We start from the raw sequence: 26,995 nt of genomic DNA, 5'->3' as shown, positions 1-26,995 counted from the left end.
TGATTTCCAGTGTCACGGCGGGAGGAACAGATGGACGTCCCTAGCAACCGCCAGCCCGACCCGGGGGAATGGAGCGGAGAGCAACCAGACATACACCCGGCGATCGCGAGGGCGTTCCGCGCGCTTGACGGATCGGGTCTTCCCTGGGTGCTGTTGCGCGGTGAGGATGACCTGGTCCGCCCACACGGGGATGTGGACATCCTCGTCGGGGACGGCCTGTCCCAGCGCATGGACGCGCTGCTGGCGGGTGTCGGTTTCCATCGAGTCCTGGCCCGCGGGCACGGAAGCCACCGGTTCTATTTCAGCTACGACGCCACGGAAGACCTGTGGCTCAAATTGGACATCGTCTCGGAGATCTCCTTCGGGCCGTTCCAGCAGTGGCACACCCCCCTGGCCGGGGGTTGCCTCAAACGGCGCCTCCGGAACGGACTGCTCTGGCTCCCCGCAACAACCGAGCAGGCATGGCTCCACCTCCTCCACATCATGCTGGACAAAGGCGGAGTCGTCACACCAGGGCGGATGGAAACCGTCAGGGTCGCCGGCGCGCTGGCCTCGACCGACGACGCGATCGCGGCCTACGTCGACCGCCAGGTGGGACACGGAACCGCGGCGGAGCTGCTGAAGCTCGTCCGGTCCGGCAGCTTTGACGATTTCCGGGATCCCGCCGGGCGCATGGCATCAGCCCTGACCCGGAACGCACCCCTGCGCACCCGGGTGACCGCCGCGAGAAACAGGATACTCCGGCTGCTGGGCCCGACCTTTCCCGGACGCTTCAGCCGAGGGATTGTCGTTGGTGTGATGGGACCGGCCGGCCCGGGCAAGACGCTGCTGCTGCACCGGCTCGGAGAGACCTTTCCCCTTCCCAGCCGCTACGTGTACCTGGGCGTGAAAGGGCAAGATCGGAGGGACAGCTGGATCTCGCGGATTCCCGGCGGGCGACGCGGCCAGACGGTGATCAGGCAGCTCCGGGGCGCGCTGGCCGCCAAATACCATTACCTTCGGGGCCGGGTCGTGGTTGTGGACCGGCCGGCCTACGATGCTTTGCCGCCGGCCCCCTCGACCACTGCCGGAGGCCGCACTGAGACCGCACTGGCGTCCGCGCTGGCGCCCGAACCCCACGTGCTGCTCGTGCTCGGCGCACCTGGCCCGGTCGTGCCCGCGGGGAACGGCGGGCACCCGGCCGGGGTCCGGGACCGGTCGCTTCAGGCCCGCCCGAACCTGGCGAAGCGGCACCCGAAGACATGGGTTCTCGACGATGCCCAGCCCCAGCCGCTCATCCAGAGGGTCGCCACCGAGATTGTCTGGGGGCAGCTGGCGGGATCCTCCCCGGCCCCGGCCGCGCCCGGGCGGTCCGGTTCACAGGCTCCGGAACCCGGAGATCAGCCATGAACTTCATTGACTCGGTGCTTCACGAGCACTACGAAGAGTGGGGTCTGGCGGCATACGGGCCGGGCGCGGAGTGGTCCACCGTCATGATTACGCCGCAGTTCACCACCTCCCGGCACGTCGTGGGACTGATCTTCCCGGTGGGCGCCCACAGTCCCAGCCTTGTCGTCAAGATCCCGCGGTGCCCCGGCGACAATGAAGGCGTCCGGCGGGAGGCGGAGATGCTGCGGCAGCTCACGGCCCTCAGCGACGGGCGGATGGAAGGGACCCCCCACATTGTGGCCACCCTGGACGTGGGAGAGCACACCGTCCTGGTGGAGACTGCCTTGACCGGCGCTGCGCTGGGCCCGTACCGGGTCGCGAAGGATCTGGCCGGGGCCGTCGCACTCGGTGTGGACTTCGTGGCTGCCCTGCCTTGCACCTTGCCCGGCCCGGACAACCGGGACTGGTACGAGCGGACGCTCGAGCGCCCGCTGGAGGCCCTCGCCTCGCTGCTGCCAGGCGACGCTGAAGTCTCCGCACTCGTCGACCGCACCCACGAGCTGCTGCGGCCACTGCGTAACAGCACGCTGCCCGCCGTGTTTGAACACGGGGACTTGAGCCACCCCAATCTCCTGGTGCAGGCCGGTGGCCGGCTTCAAGTCATGGACTGGGAACGGTCGTCACTGTTCGGCCTGCCTGGCCACGACCTCATCTTCTACCTTCAATACCTCAGTGAATCCTCCGATATGGCATTTTCCCGGGTCGCGCAGCTTGCGGCGTTCGACAAAGCTTTCGGACCCGGCGGGTGGGCGCTGCCGCCACTGCGCGAGCATCTGAAGTTCAGGAATGTCGACCCGGCGTTGCTCCCGTTGTTGGTCATCGCGACCTGGGCGCGCTCTGCCTCCACGCTGGCCTACCGCCTCGCGTCCGAGGGCGTTCCGGCGCCGGACTCAGCCCGGCTTCGGACCGCCATCCTGGACGACCGCGATTTTTGGCTGTGGCGGCACGTCGTGACGGCGGAGCCGAACCAGTCCGGGCCGAACTAGTCCGGGCAGGACTGGCCCGGACTAGAGCGGACCGCAGCAGGGCCGAAAATTCGCTGCAGGCACGCGGTTCACGGCAAGATGTGACCATGGAGAACACCGACCAGCAGCCCTGGGTAAAGAACTACCAGCCGGGCGTCCCGGCTGAAATCGAACTGCCCACCGAGTCGCTGGTCGCGATGCTGGAGCGCTCCGTGGCCGAGGCCGGGAGCGCCCCCGCGCTGGAGTTCTTCGGCCGGCGCACCAGCTACACCGAGCTCGGCGAACAGGTCGACCGGGCGGCCGAGGGCCTGCGCCGGCTGGGTGTCCGCGCCGGCGACCGGGTGGCCCTGATCCTGCCGAACTGCCCGCAGCATGTCGTTGCTTTCTACGCGGTCCTGCGCCTCGGCGCCGTCGTCGTCGAGCACAACCCGCTGTACACCTCCCGGGAACTCCGCCACCAGTTCGAGGACCACCAGGCCCGCGTCGTGATCACCTGGGACAAGGCCGCGGCGGCCATCCGGGAGTTCCCGTCCGACATCGAGATCGACCAGGTGGTCTCCGTCAACCTCCTCGAGGCGTTCCCCGCCGTCAAGCGCTTTGCCCTGCACCTGCCCTTGAAGAAACTTCGTGAGTCACGCGAGGCGCTGACCGGCTCCGCCCCGGGAACCGTCCCGTGGAAGGAACTTCTCAGCCACGGCCGCATCGACCCGGAACACCCCCGCCCCTCGGTGGGTGACCTGGCCGCGATCCAGTACACCTCGGGAACCACCGGCCGTCCCAAGGGCGCCATGCTCACCCACTTCAACCTGTACTCCAACGCCCTGCAGGGTGAGGCCTGGATGCAGGGGGCCGAGTACCGCAAGGAAATCTTCTACGCGATCCTGCCGATGTTCCATGCCTTCGGCATGACGCTTTACCTCACCTATGGCATCCGCAAGCAGGGCCTGCTGGTTCTGTTCCCCAAGTTCGACCCCGAGCTTGTGCTGGCCGCCATGAAGAAATCGCCCGCCACGGTCTACTGCGCGGTCCCGCCGATCTACGAGCGCACCGCCATGGCAGCGAAAGAGAAGGGCATCTCGCTCCGGTCCTGCAAGTACTGCATCTCCGGCGCCATGAACCTGCCGGATCATGTGGTGGAACTGTGGGAGTCGGTCTCCGGCGGGCTGCTGGTGGAGGGCTACGGCATGACCGAATCCTCCCCGGTCGCGCTGGGCAACCCCTTCCACCCCACACGCCGGAATGGCACGATCGGGGTGCCGTTCCCCTCGACCATGATGAAGGTCGTGGACCTGCACGATCCCGCGGTCGAGGTGGCGCCGGGCCAGCCGGGGGAGCTGCTGCTGAAAGGCCCGCAGGTGTTCCAGGGCTACTGGAACAACCCGGAGGAAACAGCGAAGACACTCACCGCCGACGGCTGGCTGCGGACCGGTGACGTCGTGACCGTCGACGGGGACGGTTTCACCACGATCGTTGACCGGGCCAAGGAGCTCATCATCACCGGCGGCTTCAACGTCTCGCCCACCGAGGTGGAAACGGTGCTGCGGCTGCACCCGGACATCAAGGACGCTGCCGTCGTTGGCAAACCACTCGAGCGGGGCGGCGAGATGGTGGTCGCCGCCGTCGAGCTTGAACCCGGCACGGTGCTGGACGAGGACGCCCTTCGCGGACACTGCCGCGAGCACCTGACCGGCTACAAGGTCCCCCGGCGGATTGTCGCCATCCCTGACATGCCGCGCTCGATGCTCGGCAAGATCCTGCGCAAGCAGGTCCGCGAACAGGTGCTGCCGACGCTCTGAGCGCCTGACAGCCGGGCCTGACTCGGCGAGTAGCCCTACGTGGGTTAAGCGCACCGCTCAAGTAGATATGCCTTGCCGGACCAGAAGCGGCTACTGGTGACACCCCCGCGGCGCGGATCGTAGGCTTCAGTACACGGCTCCAACGGCCGCTCGTCGTTGGTGTCTTCCGGTGGCTGAAGCGGGTGAGTGGACGTGGTGGGACGGCTCCACCCGGCAGCCGGCTGGTGGCCCGGCCAAGGAGGTCCCACATGGTTCACGCGGTTCGCAACGAAGCCCAGGCGCCCCCGCCGCGGGGGACACGCTCGGCGGCGGCGCGCGTGACCGCCCTCCCGCAAACCAGCCATTCGGCCCTGCATCCGACGGTGGCCAGGGCGTTTCACGCCCTTGACGAAACGGGACTGGCCTGGCTCCTGCTCCGCGGTGAGGACGACCTCGCCCTGCCCTCCGGGGATGTGGACATCCTCGTGGCAGGCGGGATGCTGCCGGGCCTGGATGAGCTGATGAACGGGATCGGACTGTGCCGGGTGCGCGCCGCCGGGCACGGAAGCCACCGCTTCTACTTCGGCTATTCGGACTCCGGTGAGCTGTGGCTGAAACTGGACATCGTCTCGGAAATCTCCTTCGGGCCCTTCCAGCAGTGGCGGACCCCGTTGGCGCCGGGCTGCCTTGAGCGGCGGGTCCGGAACGGTGCCCTGTGGCTGCCCGCGCCGGACGACCAGGCCTGGCTGCAACTGCTCCATCTCGCCCTGGACAAAGGGCAGATCCAGCCGCAGCGCGAACAAAGCGCCCGGGTGGCTGCCGCGGTCGCCTCCGCGGAGGACCGCATCGCCGCATACGTGGACCAGCGCAGCGGGGCGGGCGCCGCCGCGTCCCTGCTGGAACTGGTCCGTGCCGGAAGATTTGACGAAGCCCCCGCCATGGCAGCCCGGCTGAGGTCCGGCTGGACCAGGGCCGCGCGCCTGCGCACGCCGGCGCTCGCCCTGCGGAACCGCGCCCTGCGCCAGCTCAGGCCGAGGCTGCCGGGCCGGGGCCTGGTGGTGGGGGTGATGGCCCCCGACGGCGCCGGCAAGACCACGCTGCTCCACGGCCTGCGGGCAGCTTTCCCGATCCCTACCGCCTACGTCTACATGGGACTGTGGGGCGCGGGTCCGTGGGACGGCTGGCTGCACCGGGTCCCCGGCGGGCGAACCGCGAAGAAGATGATCCGCGCCCTCAAAGGCGGCATGGCCGCCCGGTACCACCGACTCCGCGGGCGCCTGGTGCTGATGGATCGAGTCGCCTACGATGCCCTGCTGCCCGGGGCCGGGGAGAGCAAACCCAAGGGCGGCGTCTCCAACGCCCTCGCCGTTTGGCTGGGCGCCGCCCCCGACCTCCTGCTGGTCCTGGACGTGCCCGGTGACGTGATGTTCTCCCGGAAAGGCGAACACACAGCGGAGATTCTGGAGAAATGGCGGCAGTCGTACCTGCAGCTGGCCGACCGGCTGCCCGGATCCCGGATACTCGACGCAGCACAGCCCCAGCCCCTGGTCCAGCGGCTGGCCACGAACACGGTGTGGCATCGGATGTGCCCGGGCGCCCCGGACACCACCGGGGCGGCTCCGGGGGATGCGGCTGCCCTCTCGCTGCACCTCTGGCGGCTGCTCGACTGGCGGTTCCTGATACCCGTATTGCAGCCCCGCAGCGTGGGGTACGGCGGAGTGATCGGTCCGGAACTGATGACGGCGCTCCATCTCCTGGACCCCGCCGCCGCCCGCATCCAGGCCGGCCGCAACGGCACCCCGGATGAGAGGTTCGAGGTTGTGCTGCTCAGGGAGCCCGCGCTGCCGCTTTTCCGCGACGCGGCGGCGGCGGTCCAGCCCGGAGGCTGGATGTGCGCCCAGGTGAAACGGTCGTTCCTTCGGCGCTCGGGCCCGCGCACGCTGGCGGGGTGGAAGCACACCTTTGAGCGGCAGGGTTTCGAGGACGTCAGCGTCTACTGGCACGCGACCAGCCTGGACAGCCCGGGCCGCATGGTTCCCGTGGCGCAGCCGACGGCGGTCCTGGACACGCTGTCGCTGCACAGAGGGGTCCGCTTCGGATGGGCAAAGGCCGTTATGGCCCGTCTTGCCCTGGTGCTGCATTTGTTCGAGGTGGCGGTCCCGGAGGGGACCGTGACCGGCCGCCGGCCGGAGAGCTGAGAACGCCTTGTCCGGCAGCCAGACTGAGTCGGCGGGACTTCGGGCTCAGCGGCGGCGGACCAGCTGCACCAGCTCATCATGCAGCGGCCGAAACCCGAACCGAAGCACCGCGTAGACCAACGCAACGGCCGTGGGGACTACCAGGATCAGGGTGGTCACACCGCCCAGGACCGGCGCCGCCAGGATGCCGAGGCCCGCCAACGCCACGGCCGCCCCGCAGACCAGGCCGGGCGCCACGGCGCGGAGCAGTTCGCGCGCCCGCAGCTGAATGACCCTGGCGGCCACGAACTGCATGCCGCTGGCGAAGAGCACTGCGACGACGAACTGCGCGCACGCGATGCCCACGATGCCCCACTGGGTGGCGAACAGCAGGACCGGCAGCAGGATCACGAGCCGCACCAGCGACACCCAGATCGAGAGGCCTGGACGGCCGATGGCCTTGTACACGTCATTGGCGCCCGCGCCCAGCGAGCGGGCCGCGGCATAGAGGGCGAGGAACACGAGGGGCAACACGGCGTCCATCCACTTCTCGCCGAAGACCAGCGGCACCAGAACCGGAGCCACGACGGCCAACCCCACACCGGTGGTGACGCCATACAGGGACTGGATCCGCACGCTGGTCAGATAGCCGGAGCGGAGCCGTTCCGGCTCGCTGCGCACCTGGGAATACAAGGGAAACAGGACGGTCGAGAGGACGAAGAACACGTTGAGGATGAGCACCTCGGGGAGGCGGAAAGCCAGGGTGTAGTAGCCCAGTGCCTGCGCCCCGAGGAACAGGCCGATGATGAGGTAATCGATGTCGAAGATCAACCGTGCCAGCAGGCTGCTGCCGGCGACCGGTGCGCCGTATTTCAAGTTGGCCCGGAGGGCATCTTTGCCAACACGCCAGATCTGCCACGGCGCGCTCCTGCCAACCAGGAACCAGCACGTCGCGGCGTAAGCCACGGACCCGGCAGCTGTTCCCACGGCCAGTGACCAGGCGCCATGGCCGGACAATGCCAGGCTGAGGGTCACCGTGCCCATCGTGGCGGCTCGAATAACGGGAGCCGCCGTGAGTTTCTTGAACTGCAGGTCACGCCGCAGCAGGGCCTCGGGGACAGCGCCCAGCGAGGTGGCCAGCACCGAGATCCCCAGGACCTGGACCAGGGGTTCCACCTCGGGCAGGCTGAAGAGCTGGGCAATCAGGGGCCCGGCAAGGAAGGCGCCCAGGCCCAGGAGCGTGCCCAGCACCACCGAGATCAGCAGCGCAGATCTGGCAATAACCCCGGCACGTGGCAGGTAGACCAAGGCCTGGGCCACCCCGGCGTCGGCAATGGTCTCCGTGTAGGCAATGAGGACCAGGGCCAGGGCCACCAAACCGTACTCCTCGGGAGACAGCAGCCGGGCCAGCACGATCGTCGTGGCCAGGACGATGATTCTCCCGCTGGCGAATGCCAGCCCCTGCCAGATGGCGCCCCGGACGCCGGTCCGGGCCAGGTCCCCGGGAGCGGACGTCATGCCGGTGAGCTTCCAAGCGGCAGGCCGGTGCTGCCGGGATGGATCGCGCTGCGCAGCTCGGCCAGGTACTCCTGCGTGACCGTCTGCCAGGTCCGGACGGCGTCGGCGTCACGCTCTGCAGGCCCTGGCCGGGGCCCTGTCAGCCGGTTCACGACGTGATCAACGAACCTCGAGGTGTCCTGCTCGACGGTCAGCAAGGGATGGGGGTCCTGTTCACGCGCGGCGACCGGCGTGGCAACCACGGGAAGGCCGGCAGCCAGCGCCTCGCGGACCGAGTTCCGGATGCCAACGCCATGCTCGTCGGGAAAGGCTGCCACATCAGCTGACTGGAAGACGTCAAGGACCGACGGCACATTGGCCAGGACCTCCACCCGGGGGCCGGCCAACGAGAGCACATCCGGCCCGGGACGGCGCCCCGCGAGGACAAACCTGGCCTCGGGCACCTTCTCCCACACCAGGGGAGCGATCTTGCCGACCAGGACCTTCGCGCTGTCGATGTTGGGCCCGTAGTTCAGGCTGCCGACGAAGCAGACCACGGGGCCGGACTGCCTTGCGGCGGGGCGGAGGGCCCGCTCGGCACCGTTCGGGATGCTCCGCACCGGCCGGCCCAGACGCTCAGACCATTCAACGGCGTCCCGGGACCCCACCGTGAGGAGGCGGGCCCTTGCAGGCAGGCGGTGTTCGGCCCGCAGCGCCCGGCGCTCCCGCGCCCGGTACGCCGGCCGCAGGAAACGTGGCGCAATGGCACTGTCCATCCCGGCCCTGATCGACCAAGGGTCCACTGTCTGCAGGACCACCGGCCCCTGCACGTGGCGGGCGAGGAAGAGGGCGTGCGGGCCGTGGATCAGGGTCGCATCACTGTCCGCTGACAGCCTGGCTGCCGTGGAAATGGCTTCCGCAGTGGCACGTTCGTGCTTTCCCACACCGTTCAGGCCGGCGAAGGACCGCACGAACGCCGCCTTGCGGCTCCGGGGAGTCAGAACCTGGACCGACTCACAACGGCTGAACACCTCGTCCGGCAGCCCGACCGGCCCCGCGTAGGTCAGCAGGGTCACGTCAACGTCCGCCGGCAGATTCCGCAGAATCTCATAAGGGATCATCGAGCTGCCGTCACCGAACACGGGGTCCCGGTTGGGCACACTTTCTGTGATGTACAGAAGCCTCATTGCATGAGTGTACTGGACCCCCCGGGCGTGCAGCCGGGGGTCGAACGGCCCTGTTCTGGACGGCTCACCCGGACCCAAGGGGCCGCCGAAGCCGCGGTCCGAAGCGCCGCAGCTTTCTCCTTGGCCGCCCGGTCTTTGATTCGCATACTGGAAGCAGGATGCATCTCGGGCAGCTATGAAGGGTGGGAGGCCATGAGCGACGCGTCAGGCGGGTCGTTCCGGCGCAGGGTGGAGCGTGCAGCGGAACTCCGCGCCCTGCGGGTGAGCGGAATGACGGTGCAGGAAGAGGAGGAGCTGGCCGCAGCCGAAGAGAAGGAACGCGGACTGCGCGCAAAATTCGACGACGCCGCCAGGGCCGAGTACCTGATCCGGGATGCCATGGCGCAGGGAAAATTCGACCACCTCAAATACGCCGGAAAACCCGTTCCCGGGCTGGGCGAAAAATACGACCCTGACTGGTGGGTAAAGGGCCTGATCCAGCGCGAAAATATCACCGGGATGGGGCCCAAAGCCATCCTGCTCCGCACCGAGGACGCCGGGCTCGACGACCGGATCGACGAGTTCCAGTCCGAAAAACCGGTCCGCCAGCTCCTGGAGGATTTCAATGCCCGCGTAATTGATGCGCGGCGGCAATTGCAGGGCGGACCGCCGGTTGTCACCAGGACCCGCGATGTCGACACCGAGGTTCGGAACTGGGCGGAACGCCGGGCGGCGCTCGCAGCCGCCGCAGAGCAGGCCGCAGCACAAGCGGCAGGGCAGGAACAGGACCGGATCCGCCGTCCTTGGTGGCGGTGGATCCGGTTCCGTTCCTAGCTGGCCTTGGCCTGGATCCGTTAAGGGCCGGGCCGGTGGTCAGTACTTCGCGATCTGGGCGAGGTAGCCGTAGTACTGCCCGTCCATCGGGCGCAACGGGTCGCCTTCGAAGCCGAAGTCGCGGTGTTTCTTGTTGTACGCGGCGGTGAGATCCATGAACTGGGACATCACTTCCTTGCCCGAGCCCTCACATTCCCCTTCGCTGATGCACAGCGCCAGCGAGCCGGCGACGACGGGGCTTGCGAAACTGGTTCCGTGGGCCACCGCATAGCCTTCCGGCGCAATGGAGGTGGAGGTGATGCAGACCCCTGGGCCGGCGACGGTATGGGCCTTGTCCTTGGACTTGCTGGCGAAGTTGGAGAAGAACGCCGGCCGGTCATCCAGCTGCCCGATCTCGGTCCAGTCCTCGGGCCCGCAGACCGGGGCGGCGAGGCCGTCGGGCTTGCCGTCGAAGTCCGCCATCGCCGTGGCGGTCAGCACCTCGTCGTAGGTGGCCGGGACAAAGCCGGCGATGTCCTGACCGGAGTTGCCGGCCGCCACGGCGTAGGCGACGCCGGCTTTGACCGAGCGGCAGATGGCGTAGTGCATCGGATCCGTTCCCTTGCCGCAGTTGGCGGTTTCGGTGCCCGGCCCGCCGATGCTGATGTTGGCCACCTCGATGTCGTTGTCCGGATCCTTGTCCTTGCGCGTTGCCGTCACCCAGTCGATGGCGCAGATGAGCATTTCTTCGGTGATCACATCGGAGTCGTTCACCACGCGCACCGACCACAGCGGGGTTCCCGGTGCCGTGCCGATCACGCCCCGTTTGTTGTCCTTGGCGCCGATCACCCCGGCCACGAAGGTCCCGTGTCCGACTTTGTCCGTGGGGGTCACCTCGGCGGGCGAGCCTGTGGAGCAGTCGATGCCGCCGCGCACATTGAGGTCCGGATGGGTTCCGTCGATGCCGCTGTCGATCACGGCCACGTTGACGTCGACAGCGTCCGATGATTTATGGTGCCGGTCTTCGGGGGGAGTGCCTCCGATCCTCAGCCACCAGAGCGGCGCCACCTGGGTACTCGGTGCGGGGTCCTTGGGTTTCTGGAATTCCCTGGCCACGGTGATGAAATCAACGCCCGGGTCCGCAGCGAGGCGGGCCGCGACGGATGGTGTCATTTTCGCGGCGTAACCGCTCACGGCATCGCGGTAGACCGTGGACACGGTTAGGCCGTAGCTGCCCTGCTGGGCTGCGGCTGCGGTGCCGGCGTCCACGACGCCGTCCTTCAGCACCACAATGTAGCTTTGTTCCCGCTCGGCGCCGGTTGAGGGGAGGGCCGTGACGAGGCCTCCGGCGACGGTCAGGCTCAGCGCTGCGAGGACGCCCACGATTCCCCGGATCAGTGTGCCGGTCTTGGGCGGGGGCGCGGCGGTCCCGGGATTCTGGCGCGGCCCGGCGGCGGTAACCGCGGGCTCCCGTGATGACCCCGGACGGCGGACGTGGCTGAACATACTGGCCTCCCTTAAGCGTCTTCGCTACTGAGCGCCCCCGGTCCTAGCTTAGGCCCGGGACTGTCTATTGCACACGGACCTTTGGCATTACTTCGCGGGGACCAGCGAAAGGCGATGCCCGCCGGCGGGATCCTGAGGCGGCGGGATCCCGCCGCCGTTGGCCGCCTGAACGAAGCGGCCCTGATCAATCAGGCAGAGGCCTAGGCGCGGAACCAGTCCTGGTGGAAGTCCGGGTGGTCGTAGTAGGGCAGGGCCAGGGCGTAGAGCGAGTGTTCCATCCACTCCAGGGACTGCGGGATCCAGCCCGCGTCCTGACCGGGGTCGCTGACCAGCGCAGCCAGGGCCGCCTGCCGGGCCGATTCCACGATGCGGATCAGGCGCCGCTTGGCCTCGCATTCAAGCAACAGCCGCTGCTCGTACCAGGCACCGGATTTCGAGACAGTCCGGTCGCCGAGGAGGGTCCTGGCTACAGCCTCGTCCTCGCTGATCCGCTCGGACAGGAATTCGACAATGTCCACACGGCGAGCGTACGCGCGGTACCGGCCGGCAACCAGCTCCGGCTGCAGCCGGGGCTGCTGATTAGTGCGCTGCCAGGTTTTCCGCGTCCTCGGGGCCAATGAAATTGCAGGAACCGTCGTGCCGCTCGGACGCATCGCAGGTCCGGCCGGTGGGGAGATGAACGTTGCCGCAGAGCCCGGTGACGGCGATGTCCTCGCGGACGTGGAGGCTGCTGAGGTCGGGCCGGGCCTGGCTTTGCTCGTGAATTTGGGGGCGGCCGGAGGCGTTGGGGTCTTGACTGTTCATGTCTGGGTGGCTCCTTGGAGCTTCTGGGTGCAGCCGGGTTGCCAGTCTCGATTGAGTCCGATGCCCCCAGTCTCACACGGCCACGCTCCCTGGGGGCTAATGTCCCTTAGATATTTGTCCCGGGCCCGGCTCCGGGGTCCGATCGCAGGGTATATTTCGAAGGAATCTCAATGATGTTGTCAATGGATGTTGGCGTGCCTATCGGGTGTCCCGGCCGGTTCGCGGCCGGGGCACCGGAGCGCTTCTAGTCCGTCCAGCCCGGGTAGGGCTTCCGGTCCTGGTGCGGCAGTTCTGCGGCTGTGGCTGTGGCTGGGAGGTTGTCGGGGCCGTCGGACTGGCCGGAGGCCCAGTGGAAGAAGACTTCGGCGGTGATTGCTTCGAAGCAGGCGTCCTGGGTCCGGAACCAGTGGGTGGCGGTGTCTCCTTCGACGTAGGTGCCGTAGCCGAACAGTTCCCCGTTCCCGTCCCGGGTGCGGGCGACGGCGAAGATAATGTAGGGCCAGGACCCTGCATCCCAGCCCTCGCTGCCCCAGTTCGGCAACACGGACCAGGCGGTGCCGTCGAGGGTGTCCATCCAGTCGTACCCGTCCCCTGACCGGTCGTCGGCGGGAAGGGCCGGGGCGGTGACCGGTTCGGCGGTGTCGGCCGTTGTCGTGTGGGTCATTGTTGCTGTGCTCATGAGGTGATGCTCCGTTTCGCTGGGGCGGGGCGGGTGCCTGGAGTACCGGCCATCCCTCTCCCCCACCATGTTTTTTGCCTGCTGGCGGAGCATCGCGTAGCTGTGCCTGACGGAGCCGGGGCAACCCGAAGGGCAAGCAGCGGGTGGGTTGTGGGAGGAAATAAGCGCAGCGCCGACCCAAGGCGTCCGGTGCGCGGCCGTCCGGAGGACGGTTGCGCCGGTGGAGCGGGCACGTAGGATCCAACGGACAGCAGCAAAAAAGGAAAAGAAAAATGCTTGGGCTGCCCGAGCGCAGCGAGGCCCGATTGCGGGCTTTGTATCGTCTGCACCGCGCCCGGGGAAGAGCACCTCATCCGAAAAGGATGACTTGCCGGTCCTCACAGGCGATAGCAGGGTGCGGCCTTCGTCCCACGATTCTTCATGAGCCGGCCGAGGGGTATCCGGGGCGGGAGGAATCCCGTGAAGGTGGCCGGACCCTTCTCCTCGTCTCATCCGTGGAGGATGCGCTGCCGGGCGAACGCCACAGCGGCAACCCAATGTGAAGTGCACTGATCAGGCCCGGGATCCGGCCGCCGGACGGCTCAGTCTCGTCGATTCACGGGAGCGCATCTGTCGGCCGGCCGACCGCTGGCCCGCTACCGCCTCCGAACCCCAGTTTGACCAGCAGCGTGGAAACGAGCTCACGTACCCTCGTCTCAGCCAGACCCAATGCCTCACTGATCTGCCGGTCGCTCAGACCCTTGCCAATCAGTGCCAGCACTTCCCTCTCCGCGCCGGCCAGGTCACCAAATCCCGGGTCCGCCGCCGCGTTGGCGAACCACGCCCTCGCCCTGTCCACCACCTCAGTGCCCAGGAGCGATTCCCCCGTAGCGGCACGACGGATGGCCTCGGCCAGGTGGAGGCCCCGGACTTGCCGGAGCACACAACCTGCCGCGCCGGCAAGAACGACACTGCGAAGCACCTCGTCATCGACATAGCTGGTCATCATCAGGCACTGCAGATCCGAATCAACGGAGCGCACATACCGGCAGACTTCAATTCCGGTCCCGTCAGGCAGAGGTCCATCCAGTACCGCCACGTCCGCGCCCGCTTCCACGATCCGGCGGCTGGCCTCGGCCGCTGACCAGCACTCACCGACCACCTCGAGGCCTTCTCCCTCGAGAAAGTCCCTCAGCCCTTCCCGGACGAGCTCGTGACTATCGACGACAAAGACGCGCACCGACCCCGGGGCCCGTTCCCGGGCAGCAGCGGCGTCCAAAGGCAAACCCATCGACAGACTCCTGTTGTTTGAGCGCCACCGACCCGCCACTTCGTGCAGGTCCCTCCCACCCGGGGGTCACCTACCAAAATCGTTCCAAACGGGAAGACCTGCTGCTAGGGCCAAAGGACCATCACCCAGCCAGGAAGTGGCAGTGGTGACCTGGCGCGGGAGATGCTGCTTCGCGGCGACACCGGGTCAGGCCTGACACCTTGGGCGCGCAGGCATCCCGGATCCGGAACCAACGCGTTGCGGCATATGCCCCGGCGAGGTCAAGAGAAACGCCCATGCTGCACGAGCGCAGCGAGGCCCGTATCGGCCCCTTGCCGGGCCCGTCGTGCCAGCTTCCGGCCATCCGGGACAGAACACCGCAGTGCGCGGTGGCCCGATGAAGAAAGGGTGGCCGCCGTGCGGGCGCAGTCGTAGCCTTATGGGAGACCGCGGGAATGCTTGTCCTGCGATCAAACAACGGCTTGAAATCCCGCACTTCTGCGAAGTTCGGGAGGTAAGAGGGTGTGGGTTCTGATGGACAAAAACCAGCAGGAATTGACTCATGTTGCGTTCCTGCTCGCAGACCTCGAAGTCCATGACGCGTGGTTGGCGTACTTCGTGTACGGGGGCAACCAGGACCTGTTGGTCGTCGATGCATATCTGAACGGACTGATTCTGCTGCCGATCCAGGACAGCGATCTGCTGGCGTTGGTCCTCAATGAGCGCCTGAGCGACCTCCACTTGCCGCACCTTGCCTCCTACAGCGGCTGAGGATGCATCACGCAGCCTTCAGTCCCGCAGCAACAGGAGTGTACGTGGTGCCGTCGCGGAGCATGGCCCAGAGGACGTTCAACCTTCGCCGGGCCTGGGAGAGCATGGCCTGGATGTGGGTTTTGCCTTCGGTCCGTTTTCGGTCGTAGTAGGTCCGGGAGGCGGGGCAGCTTTCAGTGCCGAGAGGCCGGAGAGGTAGAAGACGCGCAGGAGCCTGCGGTCGTAGCGGCGGGGGCGGTGGTGGTTGCCGGTGATCCGTCCGGAGTCCCGGCGTGCGGGGGCGAGTCCGGCGACCCCGGCAAACCGGTCCGCAGTTTGAAAGACGGTGAGGTCTCCGCCCGTGGCACCGAGGAATTCGGCTGCGAGGAAGGGTCCGAAGCCGGGCATACTCAACAGGGTCCGGGTGTGCCGGTGTTCGGTGACCTTCTCGCTGATCAGCGCGTCCAGCTCGGCGAGTTCCTCATTCAGGGTGATGACTTCCTGTGCGAGGGCGGCGACGATCAGTTCCCCGAGGTGTTGGGCCGGGACGGTGGTGTGCTGGGATTTCGCGGCGTCCACGGCGTCCTGGGCGACCGCGGCGGAGGGGCGGGCACCGTGTTTCTTCAGCCACGCGTGGATCCTGGCCTGGCCGGTGCGGCGGATCCCGTCCGGGGTCCGGGCGTGCGCAGAATCCTACACAACATGGTGCCGCTCGCGGACGGAGATCTGCTGATGGCCCAGGGCAGTGAAGCCGCCACGGCCGGTCGATGCAAGATCAGCGTCAGGCCGGGTAACCGGATATGAAAAAGGCACACACGGGGCCCGGTGCGTCGTATTCTGAGGCCATGACAAGTCCTTCCGATGAATCCGCCGTCTCAGACCTTCAGGACCTCATCACGGAGTCCGGTACCGTGAGCGAGTTCCTGAACGAACTGGCGCTCTTCGCGGCCCGGACCATCAGCCCGGCCATCGGCCGTCCGGTCGAGTGCGCCGTGGCGTTGCGGCGGCGCCGGCGCACCATCACGATCGCCGGAAGCAGCGAGGAGGCACGCGCCCTGGACCAGATCGAGCAGGCCCTCGGCGCCGGCCCCTGCATGCTGGCACTGGAAACCAACACCACAGTCCTGCTCAATGACGTCAACGGCGACCCGCGCTGGCCCGACTTCCAACACGAACTCACCAACCGTGGCTACCACGCCGTCCTCGGAATCCCGCTCGAGCTCGGCAAAGATTCCTGGGCCGCTCTTGACCTGTTCGCTCCGGCCGCCGGGGCCTTCACCCCGGCGTCCATCGCCATCGCCGAAAACTTCGCCACGATCGCCGGCGACGCATTGCGCCTGGCCGTCCGGATAGGAACCGCACAACTCCTGGCCGAAGACCTCAAAGCCGCCATGACAAGCCGGTCAACGATCGACCTCGCCTGCGGGGCCATCATGGCCCAAAACCGCTGCAGCCAGGAAGAGGCCTTCGCCATCCTGACCCGGGCCTCAAACCACCGGAACCAAAAACTACACCAAGTCGCCGAAGAACTGCTGCTCGGGCTCTCCGGGCACGTGCCGCCAAGTGCCCGGTTCGAAGCCTGAACAACAACCCTGACTTCCCCGCTCTTCCAAACAACACCCACCGGGTGTCCCCACGAGTCACCCTGCGCGAGATTTGCCCTCGCCCCGGCCGGCTCTCCCAGGACCCGCGCCGCGGAGAAGTGTGCCATGTCCGGTCAGGGCGGCCGTCGCCTCCCCGGTGTTGACGCAGCGTTGCAGGGATTGCGCCGAGGCGAAGCCCCGGGGATGGTCTGGTGTGCTCGCTTACCGTACCTCTGCCCGCGAAGCAATCCGGGCCGCGGCCGGGAAACCGACGATGGTACCGGCTGTCTTCGCTGGCTCAGACCGGGCCTGTGTGAGCGTGGACTCACGTGACAAAATAGGCGTGTTACACACCACGGCATCTGCGCGCGCTTGCACGAAGGATCGGGAAATGAAGAAGGAGCTGGACGACGCCGCGAACGCGGTCGAGGAGGCATCGAATTCCAGGGCCCTCGTGATCGCCGCCAGGGCAGGCTTTGCCGTCAGCGGCCTGTTGCACCTGCTGACCGGCTCCGTCGCCATCCAGTTGGCCTTCGGCAAGGCCGGACAGGCGGACCAGGGCGGCGCCGTCGCCCAACTCGCCGGACAGCCCGAGGGACTGCTGCTGCTGTGGACCGGATTCGCCGCCTGCGTGGCTCTGGCGCTCTGGCAAACCGGGAACGCCGTGTTCGGCTACGGTCAGCTGGAAGCCAAAAAGAAGGTGGGGAATAGACTTTCCGCAGGCGGCAAGGCGGTCGTGTTCGCCGTCATGGCGCTGACGTTCGCTGCCTCCGCGAGCGGAAACAGCAAGAACAGCGGACAGTCCACCAGCGATTTCACGGTCTCCATCATGAAAGCACCCGGGGGTCCGTTGCTGCTGATCGCCATCGGGGCCGCGGTCGCCGTCGTCGGCATTGTCTTCATGGTCCTCGGAGTCAAGGCATCGTTCAAGAAGGATCTGCGGCTGCCGACCTCAGCCGTCGGCCGGTCCGTTATTACGGGGCTGGGCGTTGTCGGCTACATGGCCGAGGGCATAGCCCTGTTTCTGGTGGGATTGCTGTTCATCATTGCCACCGTTTCCGCCCGCCCCCAGGAGTCCACTGGCCTGGATGGCGGGTTGAAGGCCCTGCGCGAGCAGCCCTACGGGGTATATATGCTGACCGCCGTCGGCGCCGGCCTGATCTGCTACGGCCTATACCTGATGGTGAAGGCCAAATTCGCGCGGATGTAAACCGCCCCCGGCGCGGCCGGCTCCTGCTCCATCGACGTGAGGGGGAACGACCGGCCCGCCCGGGACGGCAACAATCACGAGGCCGCCGACAGCCGACGGGGCCGGGCGCCGGGAAGGTCAGCAGGCCTCACCGGAGACGATCTTCGCGGTGCAGACGTGAACCGTGCCGATCTTCCGGAACGCCGCTGTTCACGCCGCGGATTCAGATCAATGCGGCCGCCGGTGATTCCAGGACAAAGCGGCCCGCATCACTGATACGCACCGGGCTGTAAGCGGCAACTCTAAACTGACGACTGCTCGCCTTCGCACTGGCATGAACGAACCAACGCCGCACCGTGCCGCACTGGATTCGGCCGATAAACGCCCCCCGTCATGCGTTCGGCTGATGGGCCACCTGGATGAAGGGTGCTAGTCCGGACCTGCAGCCCGTCACGGTAGTCGTATGAGAATGAGCATCGTCGCCTGATTTCCGGTCCGGGGAGTGAATGAGTATCCGGAAAACCCCTGCGATCGCCGCACATTCACCGCCAGCGGCAGGCCCGGGCCGACCAGCCGATAGCGACTCTTCGCAGACTCATCCAGCCCGGAGGTTTCAGCTCCTCCTGCGCCCGACGAAGAAACCGACGGCGGCGAGGATCAACAGCACCACGCCAACCCAGATCAGGAAGTTCAAAGAAGGAACCAGCCCGCCTCCGAAGAAGAACAGCACCGCAAGGACCACTACGACGATGAGAAGAATGTTCATGACCGTTACCTGCCTTTTCATTTTTTGAAACGTTCAACAATGACACCGCCACCGGGCCTGGCGCCCCGGTGGGTACGCCGCAATCCGGGCCTGCCGGCGGCGGCTCTCCACAAGAGGCCGGTTCCGGCCCGACGACCGGGCTCCGGGCCCGGGGCTACTGCGATGGCTGGGGAATCTCACAGGCGATCTTGGGGTTCAGGCCCGTGTAGTTCAGCGGCCCCGTAACGATGGTCAGCGCGACAGTTCCAACCGAGGCGCAGGATACCGGCTGTCCGGCGAAATAGTCGCGCTGCGCGGCCGCGGCGACCCCGATCGCGAGCCAGACGATCACCAATATTCCGACGATGACTCTGACTCTGACCCGCATTTTGTCCTCCGATACCGGATCTGACTGACGTTTCAGCGTAAATATTCACACCTTGGAGGGAATTGATCCACCCCGGATCAGAGCGGCCGCCTCAGCTGATCCTCTGGCCCGCCAGGGTTGCGGCTGCTCTGGCCATCGCCGGAGATGTCTGATCCCGGCCCGGTTTCCTGAGCAGGCCGGTCGGGGCCGTCGGGGCCGTCGGGGCCGTCGGGGCCGTCGGGGCCCGGCCGGCCCTCACCGGTCTGGGCATCCCGGCGTCCGCCGGCATCAACATCCGGATCCAGTTGATCAGCTTCCCGGACCCGTTCCTGCGAACCCTCACGAACAGTCCGGGCCTCCTTCTGACGATCGCGGGCCTCCCTGCGGAGGCGTTCGGCATCCACTTCGGCCTGCTGCGCGTCCGCTTCCGCCCGGGCCGCCTTCGCTTCACCCTCCCGTGCGCCGAGTTCATCTGTCTCCGCCTGCTGGCGCATCTCGACCGCCTGACGCCGGTCAGCGTTCAGCTTCCGCTTGCGGCCGAAGAAGACCACCAGGCCAACAACGGCGAGTGCCACGACGATGACGACGACTATGATCCATACCAGCTGGCCCGAATCCATGGTGATCTGCCTCTTTCCGCTTGCGGCAATGCAGATACCACCAGTAAACAACAAAACCTGCCCACTAACTATGGAATGACCGGCGCCGTCAAGCTGTCGAAGCAACATCCCCGCTCAATAGTTTGGTGACGACTTTCCTCGGTGTCAGGTAGCCGGGAAACGGCGTCGGGTCTGTCGTTGAGCTCCTCGGCGATGAAGTCCACATACGGCTGGCCTCGCCTGCGCATGATGGGGCCAGCCGCGGCTGACTACATCCTCGCCAGCCGACCCGGCCTGCTCTGACTCCCGGCTACTCTGGAGACGGGGGCACAAGCCGCCCAGGGTCGTTTCTGTCGCGGATCAGGGAACGCTTGAGGGGCCTGGAGGGCCGCCTCAGTGCAGGAGAACGGGCTGCGGGGGTCAAGGAGCACGTTCACTTGGCGGTCCGAGTGATCCGTCCACCAGACGCTGATGCCCGGGGCTCCGTCCAGCCTGAGCCGTAGACCAGTTCAAGTAGTTTCTGCTCTTCCACCCTGGCCCGGACGCGGGAGCCCGGGGCCTTCGTTCCCGCCCGAGCGAAGAGGGCCGCCCCCGCCCGAGCTAAGAGGGCCGCCCCCGCGGGTGCACCCCCGCTCGTCCGCGGCCGTCCGGCTGATTATGGCAGTTTGAATGGAGACCACTTCTGCAGTTTGAATCGAGCCCACTTGTCGTAACAACGCCCCCGCCCTAAGGTGAAGCAGGATGGGCAACGTAAGAGACCCAAGCACTCCGCGGCCTTCCGCCGCGGCGAGACTCTGGCGGATCGGGTCCGGCAGCGTGGCCCAGGCGTTACTGTGGCCCCGGCTGCAGCTGGCCATGAAGGCGGGGCTGGCCGCCGGCATAGCCTTCGCAATTGCACCCTTTATGCCCGGGTCCGCAGCCGACTACCCCTACTACGCTCCGCTCGGCGCCCTAGTCGCCATGTACGAGAACGTGGCTGGGTCCATCCGCCGGGGTGTCCAGACGCTGGCGGGACTGGCGATCGGCATCGGCCTGGCCTTCGTGCTCGTCAGCCTCGGGAACCCCACCCCGGTGTCGGTTGCCATCGTTATAGGCTTTGGTGTCATTCTCGCCGGGCTCCCGTGGATTGGATCCGGCAGCGACTGGATCCCGACGGCTGCGCTCCTGGTCCTGCTGGTCGGCGGGAACAATCCCGATAGCTTCTCATTCGGTTACCTGGTTCAGATGGGAGCAGGGGTCACTGTGGGAATCGTGGTCAACCTCCTCGTGTTCCCGCCGCTGTATTTCAATGCCGCCGCGCTCAGCATCGCTGAGTTGCGTCTGGCCCTGGCCCGGCAATTGGGGGACATGGGCAAGGCGCTGAAGGAGAACTGGCCGCCGGAGTATGAGGACTGGTCTGGCCGTTCCGAGGAGTTGGCAGGCTCGGCCCGCATGGTCAGACTCGCGGTGGAAAAAGCAGATGCCAGCCGGCAGGCCAACCTCCGGCGACGCCTCCATCCGCGGGATGTGGAACTGGACTACCGGAATCTCCGGGACCTGGAGCAGGTGACGTTCCACGTCCAGGACGTCACGCAGGTCCTCTCGGATGTCATCTGGGCCGGAGACACACCCTTCGTTATACCGGATGAATACACCGTCCCGCTCGCCGACGCCATGGCCGCGGTGGCTGACATCCTGCGTTCCCTCGAAGAGCAGCCCCCGGAACGGCAGGCGGAGCTGATGGACACGGCCGACGTCGCGGTGAAGGAATTGACCGCCCGTATCGGCGCCGAGGAAGCGGCAACGAACGCGCCCAGTGCCGTGGAATCCATCCTGGTCAGCCTGCACCGCATGCTCCGCGTCGTGAAGTCCGGCGGACCCAGGAACTAGGACCAGGCCGACATCGGAGGCCCAGGGGGCGGTGATCTTTCGACAACTGCGAGAGCACTCAGGGGAGATGGACATCCCTTGGCCGGCGGGTCAACGAATTGCCGGAGACCTACGATCCAGGTACGTGGGGAGATTCGGCCCTGCGCATGTCTCCGAGGCTGGAGAAGGCCAGAGATCGCCCGGCGGATGGAACACGGCCCCGCGTACTAGCTCAGTGTCGCCTTCTATCCCCGGGCCCAGTTCGCGCTGGTTTCCGGGAGGAATGATGCCAAATTTGGCCACGCCAGGTATGTCCCGATTGCGGAACGTTCCGGCATGCTCGGTTACCGAGGCTTGCAGACGTCCGCACGGTCTGCGAAGTTCGGGAGGTCAGAAAGTGCGGATCCCGGTGGATGAATACCAGCAGGAATTGACTCATATTGCCTTCCTGCTCTCGGGCCTCGAGGCCGATGAAGTCTGGCTGGCGTACCTCTCATACGGGGCAACCGCGGCCGATGGGCCGTGGATGCATATCTGAACGGACTGAAACCGTTGCCGCCCCAGGACTGCAATCTGCTGGCGTTGGTCATCAATGAGCGCCTGACAGAGCTCCACTTGCCGTACCTCACCGCCGACAGCGGCTAGCGACCCATTACGCAGTTTTCAGCTCCGCAGCAACAGGTGCGTAGGTGGTGCCGTCGCGGAGCATGGCCCAGAGGACGTTCAGGCGGCGCCTGGCCAGGGAGAGCATGGCCTGGATGTGGGTTTTGCCTTCGCCGCGTTTGCGGTCGTAGTAGGTCCGTGAGGCGGGGCAGCTTTTCAGCGCCGAGAGCCCGGAGAGGTAGAAGACCCGCAACAGCCGGCGGTCGTAGCGTCGGGGGCGGTGGTGGTTGCCGGTGATCCTGCCGGAGTCCCGGGGTGCGGGTGCGAGTCCGGCGACGCCGGCGAACCGGTCCGCGGTTTCAAAGACTTCCAGGTCCCCGCCGGTGGCCCCGAGGAACTCCGCGGCGAGGACGGGTCCGAAGCCGGGCATGCTCAGCAGCACCTTGGTGTGCCGGTGTTCGGTGACTTTCTCGCTGATCAGCGCGTCCAGCTCGGCCAGTTCCTTGTTCAGGGTGATGACCTCCCGTGCGAGGGCGGCGACGATCAGTTCGCCGAGGTACTGGGCCGGGACGGTGGTGTGCTGGGATTTTGCGGCCTCTACGGCAGATGTCGCAACTGCTGCCGACGAGCGGGCACCCTGCTTTTTGAGCCAGGCGTGGATCCTGGCTTGACCGGCGCGGCGGATCCCGTCCGGGGTGCGGTGTTTGGTCAGCAGCAGCAGCGCGGCTTTGGAGCGGCTGTAGTCGAAGGCCCGTTCCAGCGCCGGGAAGTATTCGAGCAGTTGGGCCTGAAGGCGGTTGATTGCCCGGACGCGGTCCGCGGATTTGTCGGCCCGGCGGGCGGTGAGGATCCGCAAGCCCGTGCTGATCTCATCCCCGGCCCGCAGGGGCTGCAGGTCGCGGCGCATCCTGGCCTGGTCCGCGATGACGGCGGCGTCTTTCGCGTCCGTTTTGCCCTCGCCGCGGTAGAGCTTGGAGGCGTGGTGGACGATCCGGCCCGGGATGTAGAGGATGTTCTGGCCGTGGGCCACGAGGATGGCGATCAGCAGCGCCGGGCCGCCGTGGTTCAGGTCTGTTGCCCAGATGACCTCGTCCCCGTCGCCGAGTTTGAGGACGGCGGTGATGAGCTCGAGCAGGGCGGGTTCGTCGTTGGGGATTTTCTGCGAGAGCAGCCGGTTTCCGTCGACGTCGATCACAACGCAGTGATGATGGGCTTTGCCGGCGTCGATACCGGCCCACAATTTCGCCAAAACAGCCTCCAGTCTGTCGTACGGGTCGAACCCGGCAGATAACCGCGCCGTCGTGTCCTTATCCAGCGATTCAAGTCGCTTCTCTCAATGAGCGGTCGGGTCATCGCGGGGCGGCGGGCGGCCAATCCTTCGGAGCCGTCACGACCTGAGTCGTCCGGCCACAGCAACAAAGCCATACCCGCCTCCCCCGGGTAGCCACGACCCTACAACGGCCACGGAACCACCCGGCAACACCATAAGGAGAACAGCAACGGAGCCAACCAGGCAAATAAGGGGTGCGCCATGACGGTACCAAGTTCAGCGGAAACCGGTGACAAGGCAAGGGCTCCGCGCGGCGTTCAGCCGACCAGCGCCGATGGCCTTGCCGCCCGGCTGGGCGACATCGCCCGGGAACTCCAGCACGAGGAGGACACCGAATCGATGCTGGACGGGATCGTGCACGCCGCGCTGGAGCTGGTGCCGCACGCGGCCGAGGCCTCGGTCAGCCTGATCACGGGAAGCCGGACGATCGAATCGCGTGCCGCTTCCAGTGATCTGCCGCGCCGGGTGGATGCTCTCCAAAGCGAAACCGGTCAGGGGCCGTGCCTGGACGCTTCCTATGAAAAGCGGGTGGTCAGCGTTCCGGACCTCAGCACGGATGAGCGGTGGCCGGAATTCTCGCGGCAGGCCTTCCAGCTCGGAGCGCGGAGCATGCTCTCCTTCCAGCTCTTTGTGGATGGTGACCACCTCGGAGCCTTGAATCTCTTCGGGAATGACGCGGGCGTCTTCGACGCCGAATCGGAGCGGATCGGGGCGCTGGTGGCGGCCCACGCGGCTGTCGCCGTCGCGGGCAGCCGGCAGGTCAGCCAGCTCACCCAGGCCCTTGATACCCGGGACCTGATCGGGCAGGCCAAGGGAATCCTGATGGAGCGGTTCAAAATCACCGCCCAGCAGGCGTTCCTGCTGCTCTCACGGGCCAGCTCAGAGCTGAACATCAAGCTTCACGTCGTCGCGGAACAGCTGACCGTCAGCGGGGAAATGGCCGAGAAGGGCTGACGCGGCCGGGCTGAATGGGGCTTGGCAGCGGGTCAGCCGACGGTGGGCAGGCGCGGGCCGTCGGTGAGATCGGAGCAGACCCGGGACAGCGGCGTTCCGTCAGTCCGGGCACGTCGCAGCAGTTCACGGAAGGCCTGCTCCGCCGTCAGCCCGTGGCGTTCCATCAGGATCCCGCAGGCGCGGTTGGTGTTGTCCCGGCCGGCGAGTGCACCCTTGAACGGCCCGCTCAGGTGCCGGGGAGTTTCCGGACCTTGAACATGGGCCATCAGGGTTGCCGCGGGAACGGCGAACTTCTCGAGCAGCTGCCCGGTCTCGGCGGTAAAGGCAGCGGGCAGGGCGGCGTAAACCTTCAGGGTGCCGATTGGCCCGCCGGTGGTCCCCAGCGGGGTGCTGACCAGGGATCGGACCGGCAGCGAAGCGACAGCCCGGCTCCAGAGCGGCCACCGGCCATCCTCGGCGGCATCGTGAACCAGGACCGTTTTTCCTGCGGTCCAGGCGGCGACGCACGGGCCCTGTCCCAAGTCATGCTGGGCGGCGTCCGCCTGCTCCACGAGCCGTTCTGACGCCGCCGTGCTGCTTCCGCGGCCCTGGGCGTCGAAGAGGGAGATCCCGGCCCCGGCCGATCCCGGAATGGCATCCCTGACAGCCTGCACAAGCAGCTGCAACGCCCGGTCTACCTTGTCCTCGGTCAGGAGCAGGCCTTTGATGCGGGCGAAGACGGCGGTCAGTTCATCGAGGGGGAGTGGATTGAATGGTTGGCTCAGCACTTGGGGCCTTATGGCGTGAGGATAGAAACTACCCTGCGTATGCCCCCTGCTTGAGCCGGGACGCCTCAAGCGGCGATCCACTTAAAGCATAGCCCGGCCCGATGCGCGGTGGCTAACGGGCGGAATGAAATCCAACGCTTGAATGTTCAATGAATCATGGACTTCGGCATCTTTACCTTCGGCGAGCTTTCCCGCAACCTCAGCACCGGCAAGGCGCTGTCCCCGCAGCAGCGCCTCAAGGAGATCATCGAGCTGGCCAAGCTGGCGGACCAGGCCGGCCTGGGATTCCTGGGCCTCGGCGAGCATCACCGGCGCGATTTCGCCCTGTCCGCCCCGGAAATAGTGCTGGCCGCCATCGCCCGGGAAACCACGAAGCTGCGGCTCAGCACGGCGGTCACGGTGCTCTCCACCCAGGACCCGGTCCGGCTCTTCGAGCAGTTCGCCACCCTGGACCTGATCTCCGACGGGCGCGCCGAGATCATTGCCGGCCGTGGCGCTTTCATCGAGTCGTATCCGTTGTTCGGCCACGAACTGGAGGACTACGACGCCCTCTTCGAGGAGAAGCTGCGGTTGCTGCTGGAACTGAGGGACAACGCCGCCGTGACCTGGCAGGGGTCGCTGACCCAGAGCATTCCCGGTATGGACATCGCGCCCCGCCCGGTCCAGGACAAGCTCCCCGTCTGGGTGGGTGTCGGCGGGACCCCGGCCAGTTTCGCGCGGGCCGGACGCCTGGGGCTTCCCTTGTTTGTAGCCCTGCTGTCCGGACCCGCAAGGTTCCGGCGTCTGGTGGAGCTGTACCACCAGACCGCCGCCGACGCCGGCCACGACCCGGCCGCCCTTCAGGTCGGGGCCGGCGGACACTTCTACGCGGCCGCGACGTCCCAGCGGGCCCGCGACACGTTCTACCCCTACTGCCGCGCCTACTTTGAACAGAACATGCCGCGCCCGGTGGACCATTTTCCCCGCTCCACCTTCGAAAACTGGACCGAACCCGGTGGCGGACTTCTGGTGGGCAGTCCGCAGGAGGTGACCGAGAAACTGCTGGAAATCCATGCGACCCTGGGGAACAGCCGCTACATGGCCCAGATCGGACTCGGCGGACTGCCGTTTGCCGAGACAGCCCGGTCCATCGAGCTGCTCGCCACCGAAATCATGCCGGCCGTGAACCGGGAGATCGGAACGGTCCCACCGGCGCCGGACGGCGGCTCAGCCCGCGGCCGCGAGCGGAATCTCGAGGAACCCGCCGCCGGCATCCCAGCTGCTCGCGGTCCCGAGGTGCCGGCTTAGCCGCTGCATCCGTTCCGCGATCTGCCGGGAACTCCGGCCCGCCAGGCGGGCCTGGAAGTCGGTGATCACCGTCGGATACAGCCGCAGCGTCCGGGGCGTGGCCGCGTCCGTCTCCAGCAGGAAGATGAACGACTGGTCGTTGCGCTCCAGCGGATCCACCGCGTAGTCGTCCACGAAGTCCCCGGCGCTGTAGATGATCGGCCGGTTCCGGTACAGCTCGATGCCGCGGAAAATGTGCGGCGAGTGCCCGTAGACGACGTCGGCCCCCGCCTCAATCAGTGCCCGCGCCAGCTCGCGGTGCTCCGCCGGTGCCCCGGAGCCCCAGTTTGGCCCCCAGTGGGCCGAGACGATCAGGAGGCCGACGCGGGCCTTCGTCCGCCGGACCAGCGCCAGCAGTTCCGCCACCCTGCGGTCGCTGTCCACCACCGGCACGTAGAAGACGCCGGGTCCGTGGCCCGCTTCCCAGTCCGGCTGGTTGTCGGTGAAGGCAATGAGGCCGACGGCGGTCCCCGAGACGCGCCGCACCGCCGGCCGGCGGGCGGCCTCCCGGTCCAGTCCGGCACCGGCATGCAGGATGCCGGCGGAATCGAGCGCCGGCAGCATTTCCCGGAAGGCACCGGCGCCGTAGTCCAGCACATGGTTGTTGGCCAGCGACACCATTCCGATCCCCGCAGCGCGGAGGCAGTCCACGTTTTTCGGGTCGGAACGGAAATGGAAGACCTTCCCCGCTTCCGGTTCCCCGCCCGCGGCGAGGACGCATTCAAGGTTGGCGACCGTGAGGTCGGCCGTGCCCAGCGCGGACTCCGTATCTCCCCACGGGTAGTCGGCGCCGACCCGCCGCAGCCGCTCGTTCACGAGCCGGCCCAGCATGACGTCCCCCAACAGCGCAATCAACATGGCACACCCGCCTGCCG

General features: G+C 67.0%; 26 protein-coding genes. 12 read left to right on the top strand and 14 right to left on the bottom strand.

Features of this window, described 5'->3' with window-relative positions; translation table 11 throughout:
- The first annotated feature begins 30 nt into the window (after positions 1-30).
- The 4 genes from ASPU41_RS22965 to ASPU41_RS03100 all read left to right on the top strand — a co-directional run bounded on the left by ASPU41_RS22965 (position 31) and on the right by ASPU41_RS03100 (position 6,366).
- On the top strand, positions 31-1,389 hold the full coding sequence (locus ASPU41_RS22965) for a hypothetical protein (RefSeq protein WP_197515738.1): 1,359 nt from the start codon (positions 31-33) through the stop codon (positions 1,387-1,389).
- Positions 1,386-2,414 (top strand): aminoglycoside phosphotransferase family protein, encoded by a 1,029-nt coding sequence (locus ASPU41_RS03110; RefSeq protein WP_069949682.1) that lies wholly within the window; start codon positions 1,386-1,388, stop codon positions 2,412-2,414. Before ASPU41_RS22965 ends, ASPU41_RS03110 begins: the two co-directional genes overlap by 4 nt.
- 86 nt (positions 2,415-2,500) lie before the next feature.
- The gene (locus ASPU41_RS03105; RefSeq protein WP_069952438.1) at positions 2,501-4,189 is read left to right on the top strand and encodes a long-chain-fatty-acid--CoA ligase; all 1,689 of its coding nucleotides are present in this window, start codon (positions 2,501-2,503) and stop codon (positions 4,187-4,189) included.
- A gap of 248 nt (positions 4,190-4,437) precedes the next feature.
- The gene (locus tag ASPU41_RS03100; protein WP_069949681.1) at positions 4,438-6,366 is read left to right on the top strand and encodes a hypothetical protein; all 1,929 of its coding nucleotides are present in this window, start codon (positions 4,438-4,440) and stop codon (positions 6,364-6,366) included.
- 45 nt (positions 6,367-6,411) lie between these two features.
- Here the strand turns inward: ASPU41_RS03100 and ASPU41_RS03095 are convergent, their stop codons facing one another.
- Positions 6,412-7,863 carry a lipopolysaccharide biosynthesis protein gene (locus ASPU41_RS03095; protein WP_069949680.1) on the bottom strand — a complete coding sequence of 484 codons (1,452 nt, stop codon included), beginning with the start codon at positions 7,861-7,863 and terminating at the stop codon, positions 6,412-6,414.
- A complete protein-coding gene (locus ASPU41_RS03090; protein WP_157356914.1) occupies positions 7,860-9,029 on the bottom strand; it encodes a glycosyltransferase in 1,170 nt (389 codons plus the stop codon). The genes ASPU41_RS03095 and ASPU41_RS03090 overlap by 4 nt, the downstream gene beginning before the upstream one ends.
- A gap of 192 nt (positions 9,030-9,221) precedes the next feature.
- Between ASPU41_RS03090 and ASPU41_RS03085 the strand changes: the two genes are divergently transcribed.
- Positions 9,222-9,842 carry a J-domain-containing protein gene (locus ASPU41_RS03085; RefSeq protein ID WP_069949678.1) on the top strand — a complete coding sequence of 207 codons (621 nt, stop codon included), beginning with the start codon at positions 9,222-9,224 and terminating at the stop codon, positions 9,840-9,842.
- Between the two features lie 39 nt (positions 9,843-9,881).
- On the opposite strand, the gene ASPU41_RS03080 is transcribed toward ASPU41_RS03085, so the two are convergent.
- The 5 genes from ASPU41_RS03080 to ASPU41_RS03060 form a co-directional block, all read right to left on the bottom strand.
- Positions 9,882-11,327 (bottom strand): S8 family peptidase, encoded by a 1,446-nt coding sequence (locus ASPU41_RS03080; protein WP_083266325.1) that lies wholly within the window; start codon positions 11,325-11,327, stop codon positions 9,882-9,884.
- A gap of 200 nt (positions 11,328-11,527) precedes the next feature.
- Positions 11,528-11,845, bottom strand: coding sequence for a DUF6221 family protein (locus ASPU41_RS03075; RefSeq protein ID WP_069949677.1), 318 nt, complete (start codon positions 11,843-11,845; stop codon positions 11,528-11,530).
- Positions 11,846-11,906: 61 nt separating this feature from the next.
- Complete coding sequence (locus tag ASPU41_RS03070; protein WP_069949676.1) at positions 11,907-12,131, bottom strand: hypothetical protein; 225 nt, start codon at positions 12,129-12,131, stop codon at positions 11,907-11,909.
- 244 nt (positions 12,132-12,375) lie between these two features.
- Entirely contained in the window at positions 12,376-12,810 is a 435-nt protein-coding gene (locus ASPU41_RS03065) for a hypothetical protein (protein ID WP_069949675.1), read from the bottom strand.
- 595 nt (positions 12,811-13,405) lie between these two features.
- A complete protein-coding gene (locus ASPU41_RS03060; protein ID WP_069949674.1) occupies positions 13,406-14,080 on the bottom strand; it encodes a response regulator transcription factor in 675 nt (224 codons plus the stop codon).
- Positions 14,081-14,593: 513 nt separating this feature from the next.
- Between ASPU41_RS03060 and ASPU41_RS03055 the strand changes: the two genes are divergently transcribed.
- Positions 14,594-14,830 carry a hypothetical protein gene (locus tag ASPU41_RS03055; RefSeq protein WP_157356913.1) on the top strand — a complete coding sequence of 79 codons (237 nt, stop codon included), beginning with the start codon at positions 14,594-14,596 and terminating at the stop codon, positions 14,828-14,830.
- Between the two features lie 78 nt (positions 14,831-14,908).
- Here ASPU41_RS03055 and ASPU41_RS03050 read toward each other — a convergent pair whose 3' ends face one another.
- Positions 14,909-15,388: a transposase gene (locus tag ASPU41_RS03050; protein WP_069949672.1), complete on the bottom strand. Its 480-nt coding sequence runs from the start codon at positions 15,386-15,388 to the stop codon at positions 14,909-14,911.
- 266 nt (positions 15,389-15,654) lie between these two features.
- Between ASPU41_RS03050 and ASPU41_RS03045 the strand changes: the two genes are divergently transcribed.
- Entirely contained in the window at positions 15,655-16,392 is a 738-nt protein-coding gene (locus ASPU41_RS03045; RefSeq protein WP_069949671.1) for a GAF and ANTAR domain-containing protein, read from the top strand.
- 391 nt (positions 16,393-16,783) lie between these two features.
- Positions 16,784-17,602, top strand: a complete 819-nt coding sequence (locus ASPU41_RS03040) for a DUF1206 domain-containing protein (RefSeq protein ID WP_069949670.1) — start codon at positions 16,784-16,786, stop codon at positions 17,600-17,602.
- A gap of 592 nt (positions 17,603-18,194) precedes the next feature.
- On the opposite strand, the gene ASPU41_RS22960 is transcribed toward ASPU41_RS03040, so the two are convergent.
- From ASPU41_RS22960 to ASPU41_RS03030, 3 genes are all read right to left on the bottom strand, one after another.
- A complete protein-coding gene (locus tag ASPU41_RS22960; protein WP_197515737.1) occupies positions 18,195-18,347 on the bottom strand; it encodes a hypothetical protein in 153 nt (50 codons plus the stop codon).
- 154 nt (positions 18,348-18,501) lie between these two features.
- Positions 18,502-18,714, bottom strand: a complete 213-nt coding sequence (locus ASPU41_RS03035; RefSeq protein ID WP_069949669.1) for a hypothetical protein — start codon at positions 18,712-18,714, stop codon at positions 18,502-18,504.
- A gap of 77 nt (positions 18,715-18,791) precedes the next feature.
- On the bottom strand, positions 18,792-19,421 hold the full coding sequence (locus ASPU41_RS03030) for a hypothetical protein (RefSeq protein ID WP_157356912.1): 630 nt from the start codon (positions 19,419-19,421) through the stop codon (positions 18,792-18,794).
- Between the two features lie 612 nt (positions 19,422-20,033).
- On the opposite strand from ASPU41_RS03030, the gene ASPU41_RS03025 reads away from it, so the two are divergent.
- Positions 20,034-21,161 carry an aromatic acid exporter family protein gene (locus ASPU41_RS03025; protein ID WP_157356911.1) on the top strand — a complete coding sequence of 376 codons (1,128 nt, stop codon included), beginning with the start codon at positions 20,034-20,036 and terminating at the stop codon, positions 21,159-21,161.
- Positions 21,162-21,549: 388 nt separating this feature from the next.
- Positions 21,550-21,678, top strand: coding sequence for a hypothetical protein (locus ASPU41_RS23690; protein WP_269450072.1), 129 nt, complete (start codon positions 21,550-21,552; stop codon positions 21,676-21,678).
- 114 nt (positions 21,679-21,792) lie between these two features.
- On the opposite strand, the gene ASPU41_RS03020 is transcribed toward ASPU41_RS23690, so the two are convergent.
- Complete coding sequence (locus ASPU41_RS03020; protein ID WP_231941150.1) at positions 21,793-22,992, bottom strand: IS110 family transposase; 1,200 nt, start codon at positions 22,990-22,992, stop codon at positions 21,793-21,795.
- A gap of 282 nt (positions 22,993-23,274) precedes the next feature.
- Between ASPU41_RS03020 and ASPU41_RS03015 the strand changes: the two genes are divergently transcribed.
- Complete coding sequence (locus tag ASPU41_RS03015; RefSeq protein ID WP_083266323.1) at positions 23,275-24,027, top strand: GAF and ANTAR domain-containing protein; 753 nt, start codon at positions 23,275-23,277, stop codon at positions 24,025-24,027.
- 32 nt (positions 24,028-24,059) lie between these two features.
- On the opposite strand, the gene ASPU41_RS03010 is transcribed toward ASPU41_RS03015, so the two are convergent.
- Positions 24,060-24,794, bottom strand: coding sequence for a GAF and ANTAR domain-containing protein (locus ASPU41_RS03010; protein ID WP_231941149.1), 735 nt, complete (start codon positions 24,792-24,794; stop codon positions 24,060-24,062).
- 156 nt (positions 24,795-24,950) lie between these two features.
- On the opposite strand from ASPU41_RS03010, the gene ASPU41_RS03005 reads away from it, so the two are divergent.
- Positions 24,951-26,081 carry an LLM class flavin-dependent oxidoreductase gene (locus ASPU41_RS03005; RefSeq protein ID WP_083266322.1) on the top strand — a complete coding sequence of 377 codons (1,131 nt, stop codon included), beginning with the start codon at positions 24,951-24,953 and terminating at the stop codon, positions 26,079-26,081.
- Here ASPU41_RS03005 and ASPU41_RS03000 read toward each other — a convergent pair.
- The gene (locus ASPU41_RS03000; RefSeq protein ID WP_069949667.1) at positions 26,001-26,978 is read right to left on the bottom strand and encodes a CapA family protein; all 978 of its coding nucleotides are present in this window, start codon (positions 26,976-26,978) and stop codon (positions 26,001-26,003) included. The genes ASPU41_RS03005 and ASPU41_RS03000 overlap by 81 nt on opposite strands.
- Positions 26,979-26,995 lie beyond the last annotated feature (17 nt).

Source organism: Arthrobacter sp. U41 (assembly GCF_001750145.1).
Lineage (GTDB): Bacteria > Actinomycetota > Actinomycetes > Actinomycetales > Micrococcaceae > Arthrobacter.
Note: the sequence above shows the minus strand (reverse complement) of the source record. Positions and strands in the feature narration are given on the sequence as shown.

What these genes read in the sequence shown, in the direction of transcription:
- ASPU41_RS03055 (WP_157356913.1), top strand. Translation starts at nt 14,594, where the DNA reads ATGGACAAAAACCAGCAGGAATTGACTCATGTTGCGTTCCTGCTCGCA.
- ASPU41_RS03060 (WP_069949674.1), bottom strand. Translation starts at nt 14,080, where the DNA reads ATGGGTTTGCCTTTGGACGCCGCTGCTGCCCGGGAACGGGCCCCGGGG.
- ASPU41_RS03110 (WP_069949682.1), top strand. Translation starts at nt 1,386, where the DNA reads ATGAACTTCATTGACTCGGTGCTTCACGAGCACTACGAAGAGTGGGGT.
- ASPU41_RS03015 (WP_083266323.1), top strand. Translation starts at nt 23,275, where the DNA reads ATGACGGTACCAAGTTCAGCGGAAACCGGTGACAAGGCAAGGGCTCCG.
- ASPU41_RS03080 (WP_083266325.1), bottom strand. Translation starts at nt 11,327, where the DNA reads ATGTTCAGCCACGTCCGCCGTCCGGGGTCATCACGGGAGCCCGCGGTT.
- ASPU41_RS03030 (WP_157356912.1), bottom strand. Translation starts at nt 19,421, where the DNA reads ATGTTGCTTCGACAGCTTGACGGCGCCGGTCATTCCATAGTTAGTGGG.
- ASPU41_RS03040 (WP_069949670.1), top strand. Translation starts at nt 16,784, where the DNA reads ATGAAGAAGGAGCTGGACGACGCCGCGAACGCGGTCGAGGAGGCATCG.
- ASPU41_RS03095 (WP_069949680.1), bottom strand. Translation starts at nt 7,863, where the DNA reads ATGACGTCCGCTCCCGGGGACCTGGCCCGGACCGGCGTCCGGGGCGCC.
- ASPU41_RS03005 (WP_083266322.1), top strand. Translation starts at nt 24,951, where the DNA reads ATGGACTTCGGCATCTTTACCTTCGGCGAGCTTTCCCGCAACCTCAGC.
- ASPU41_RS03070 (WP_069949676.1), bottom strand. Translation starts at nt 12,131, where the DNA reads ATGAACAGTCAAGACCCCAACGCCTCCGGCCGCCCCCAAATTCACGAG.
- ASPU41_RS03000 (WP_069949667.1), bottom strand. Translation starts at nt 26,978, where the DNA reads ATGTTGATTGCGCTGTTGGGGGACGTCATGCTGGGCCGGCTCGTGAAC.
- ASPU41_RS03090 (WP_157356914.1), bottom strand. Translation starts at nt 9,029, where the DNA reads ATGAGGCTTCTGTACATCACAGAAAGTGTGCCCAACCGGGACCCCGTG.
- ASPU41_RS03085 (WP_069949678.1), top strand. Translation starts at nt 9,222, where the DNA reads ATGAGCGACGCGTCAGGCGGGTCGTTCCGGCGCAGGGTGGAGCGTGCA.
- ASPU41_RS03045 (WP_069949671.1), top strand. Translation starts at nt 15,655, where the DNA reads ATGACAAGTCCTTCCGATGAATCCGCCGTCTCAGACCTTCAGGACCTC.
- ASPU41_RS03065 (WP_069949675.1), bottom strand. Translation starts at nt 12,810, where the DNA reads ATGAGCACAGCAACAATGACCCACACGACAACGGCCGACACCGCCGAA.
- ASPU41_RS03105 (WP_069952438.1), top strand. Translation starts at nt 2,501, where the DNA reads ATGGAGAACACCGACCAGCAGCCCTGGGTAAAGAACTACCAGCCGGGC.
- ASPU41_RS22960 (WP_197515737.1), bottom strand. Translation starts at nt 18,347, where the DNA reads ATGAACATTCTTCTCATCGTCGTAGTGGTCCTTGCGGTGCTGTTCTTC.
- ASPU41_RS03025 (WP_157356911.1), top strand. Translation starts at nt 20,034, where the DNA reads ATGGGCAACGTAAGAGACCCAAGCACTCCGCGGCCTTCCGCCGCGGCG.
- ASPU41_RS03035 (WP_069949669.1), bottom strand. Translation starts at nt 18,714, where the DNA reads ATGCGGGTCAGAGTCAGAGTCATCGTCGGAATATTGGTGATCGTCTGG.
- ASPU41_RS22965 (WP_197515738.1), top strand. Translation starts at nt 31, where the DNA reads ATGGACGTCCCTAGCAACCGCCAGCCCGACCCGGGGGAATGGAGCGGA.
- ASPU41_RS03100 (WP_069949681.1), top strand. Translation starts at nt 4,438, where the DNA reads ATGGTTCACGCGGTTCGCAACGAAGCCCAGGCGCCCCCGCCGCGGGGG.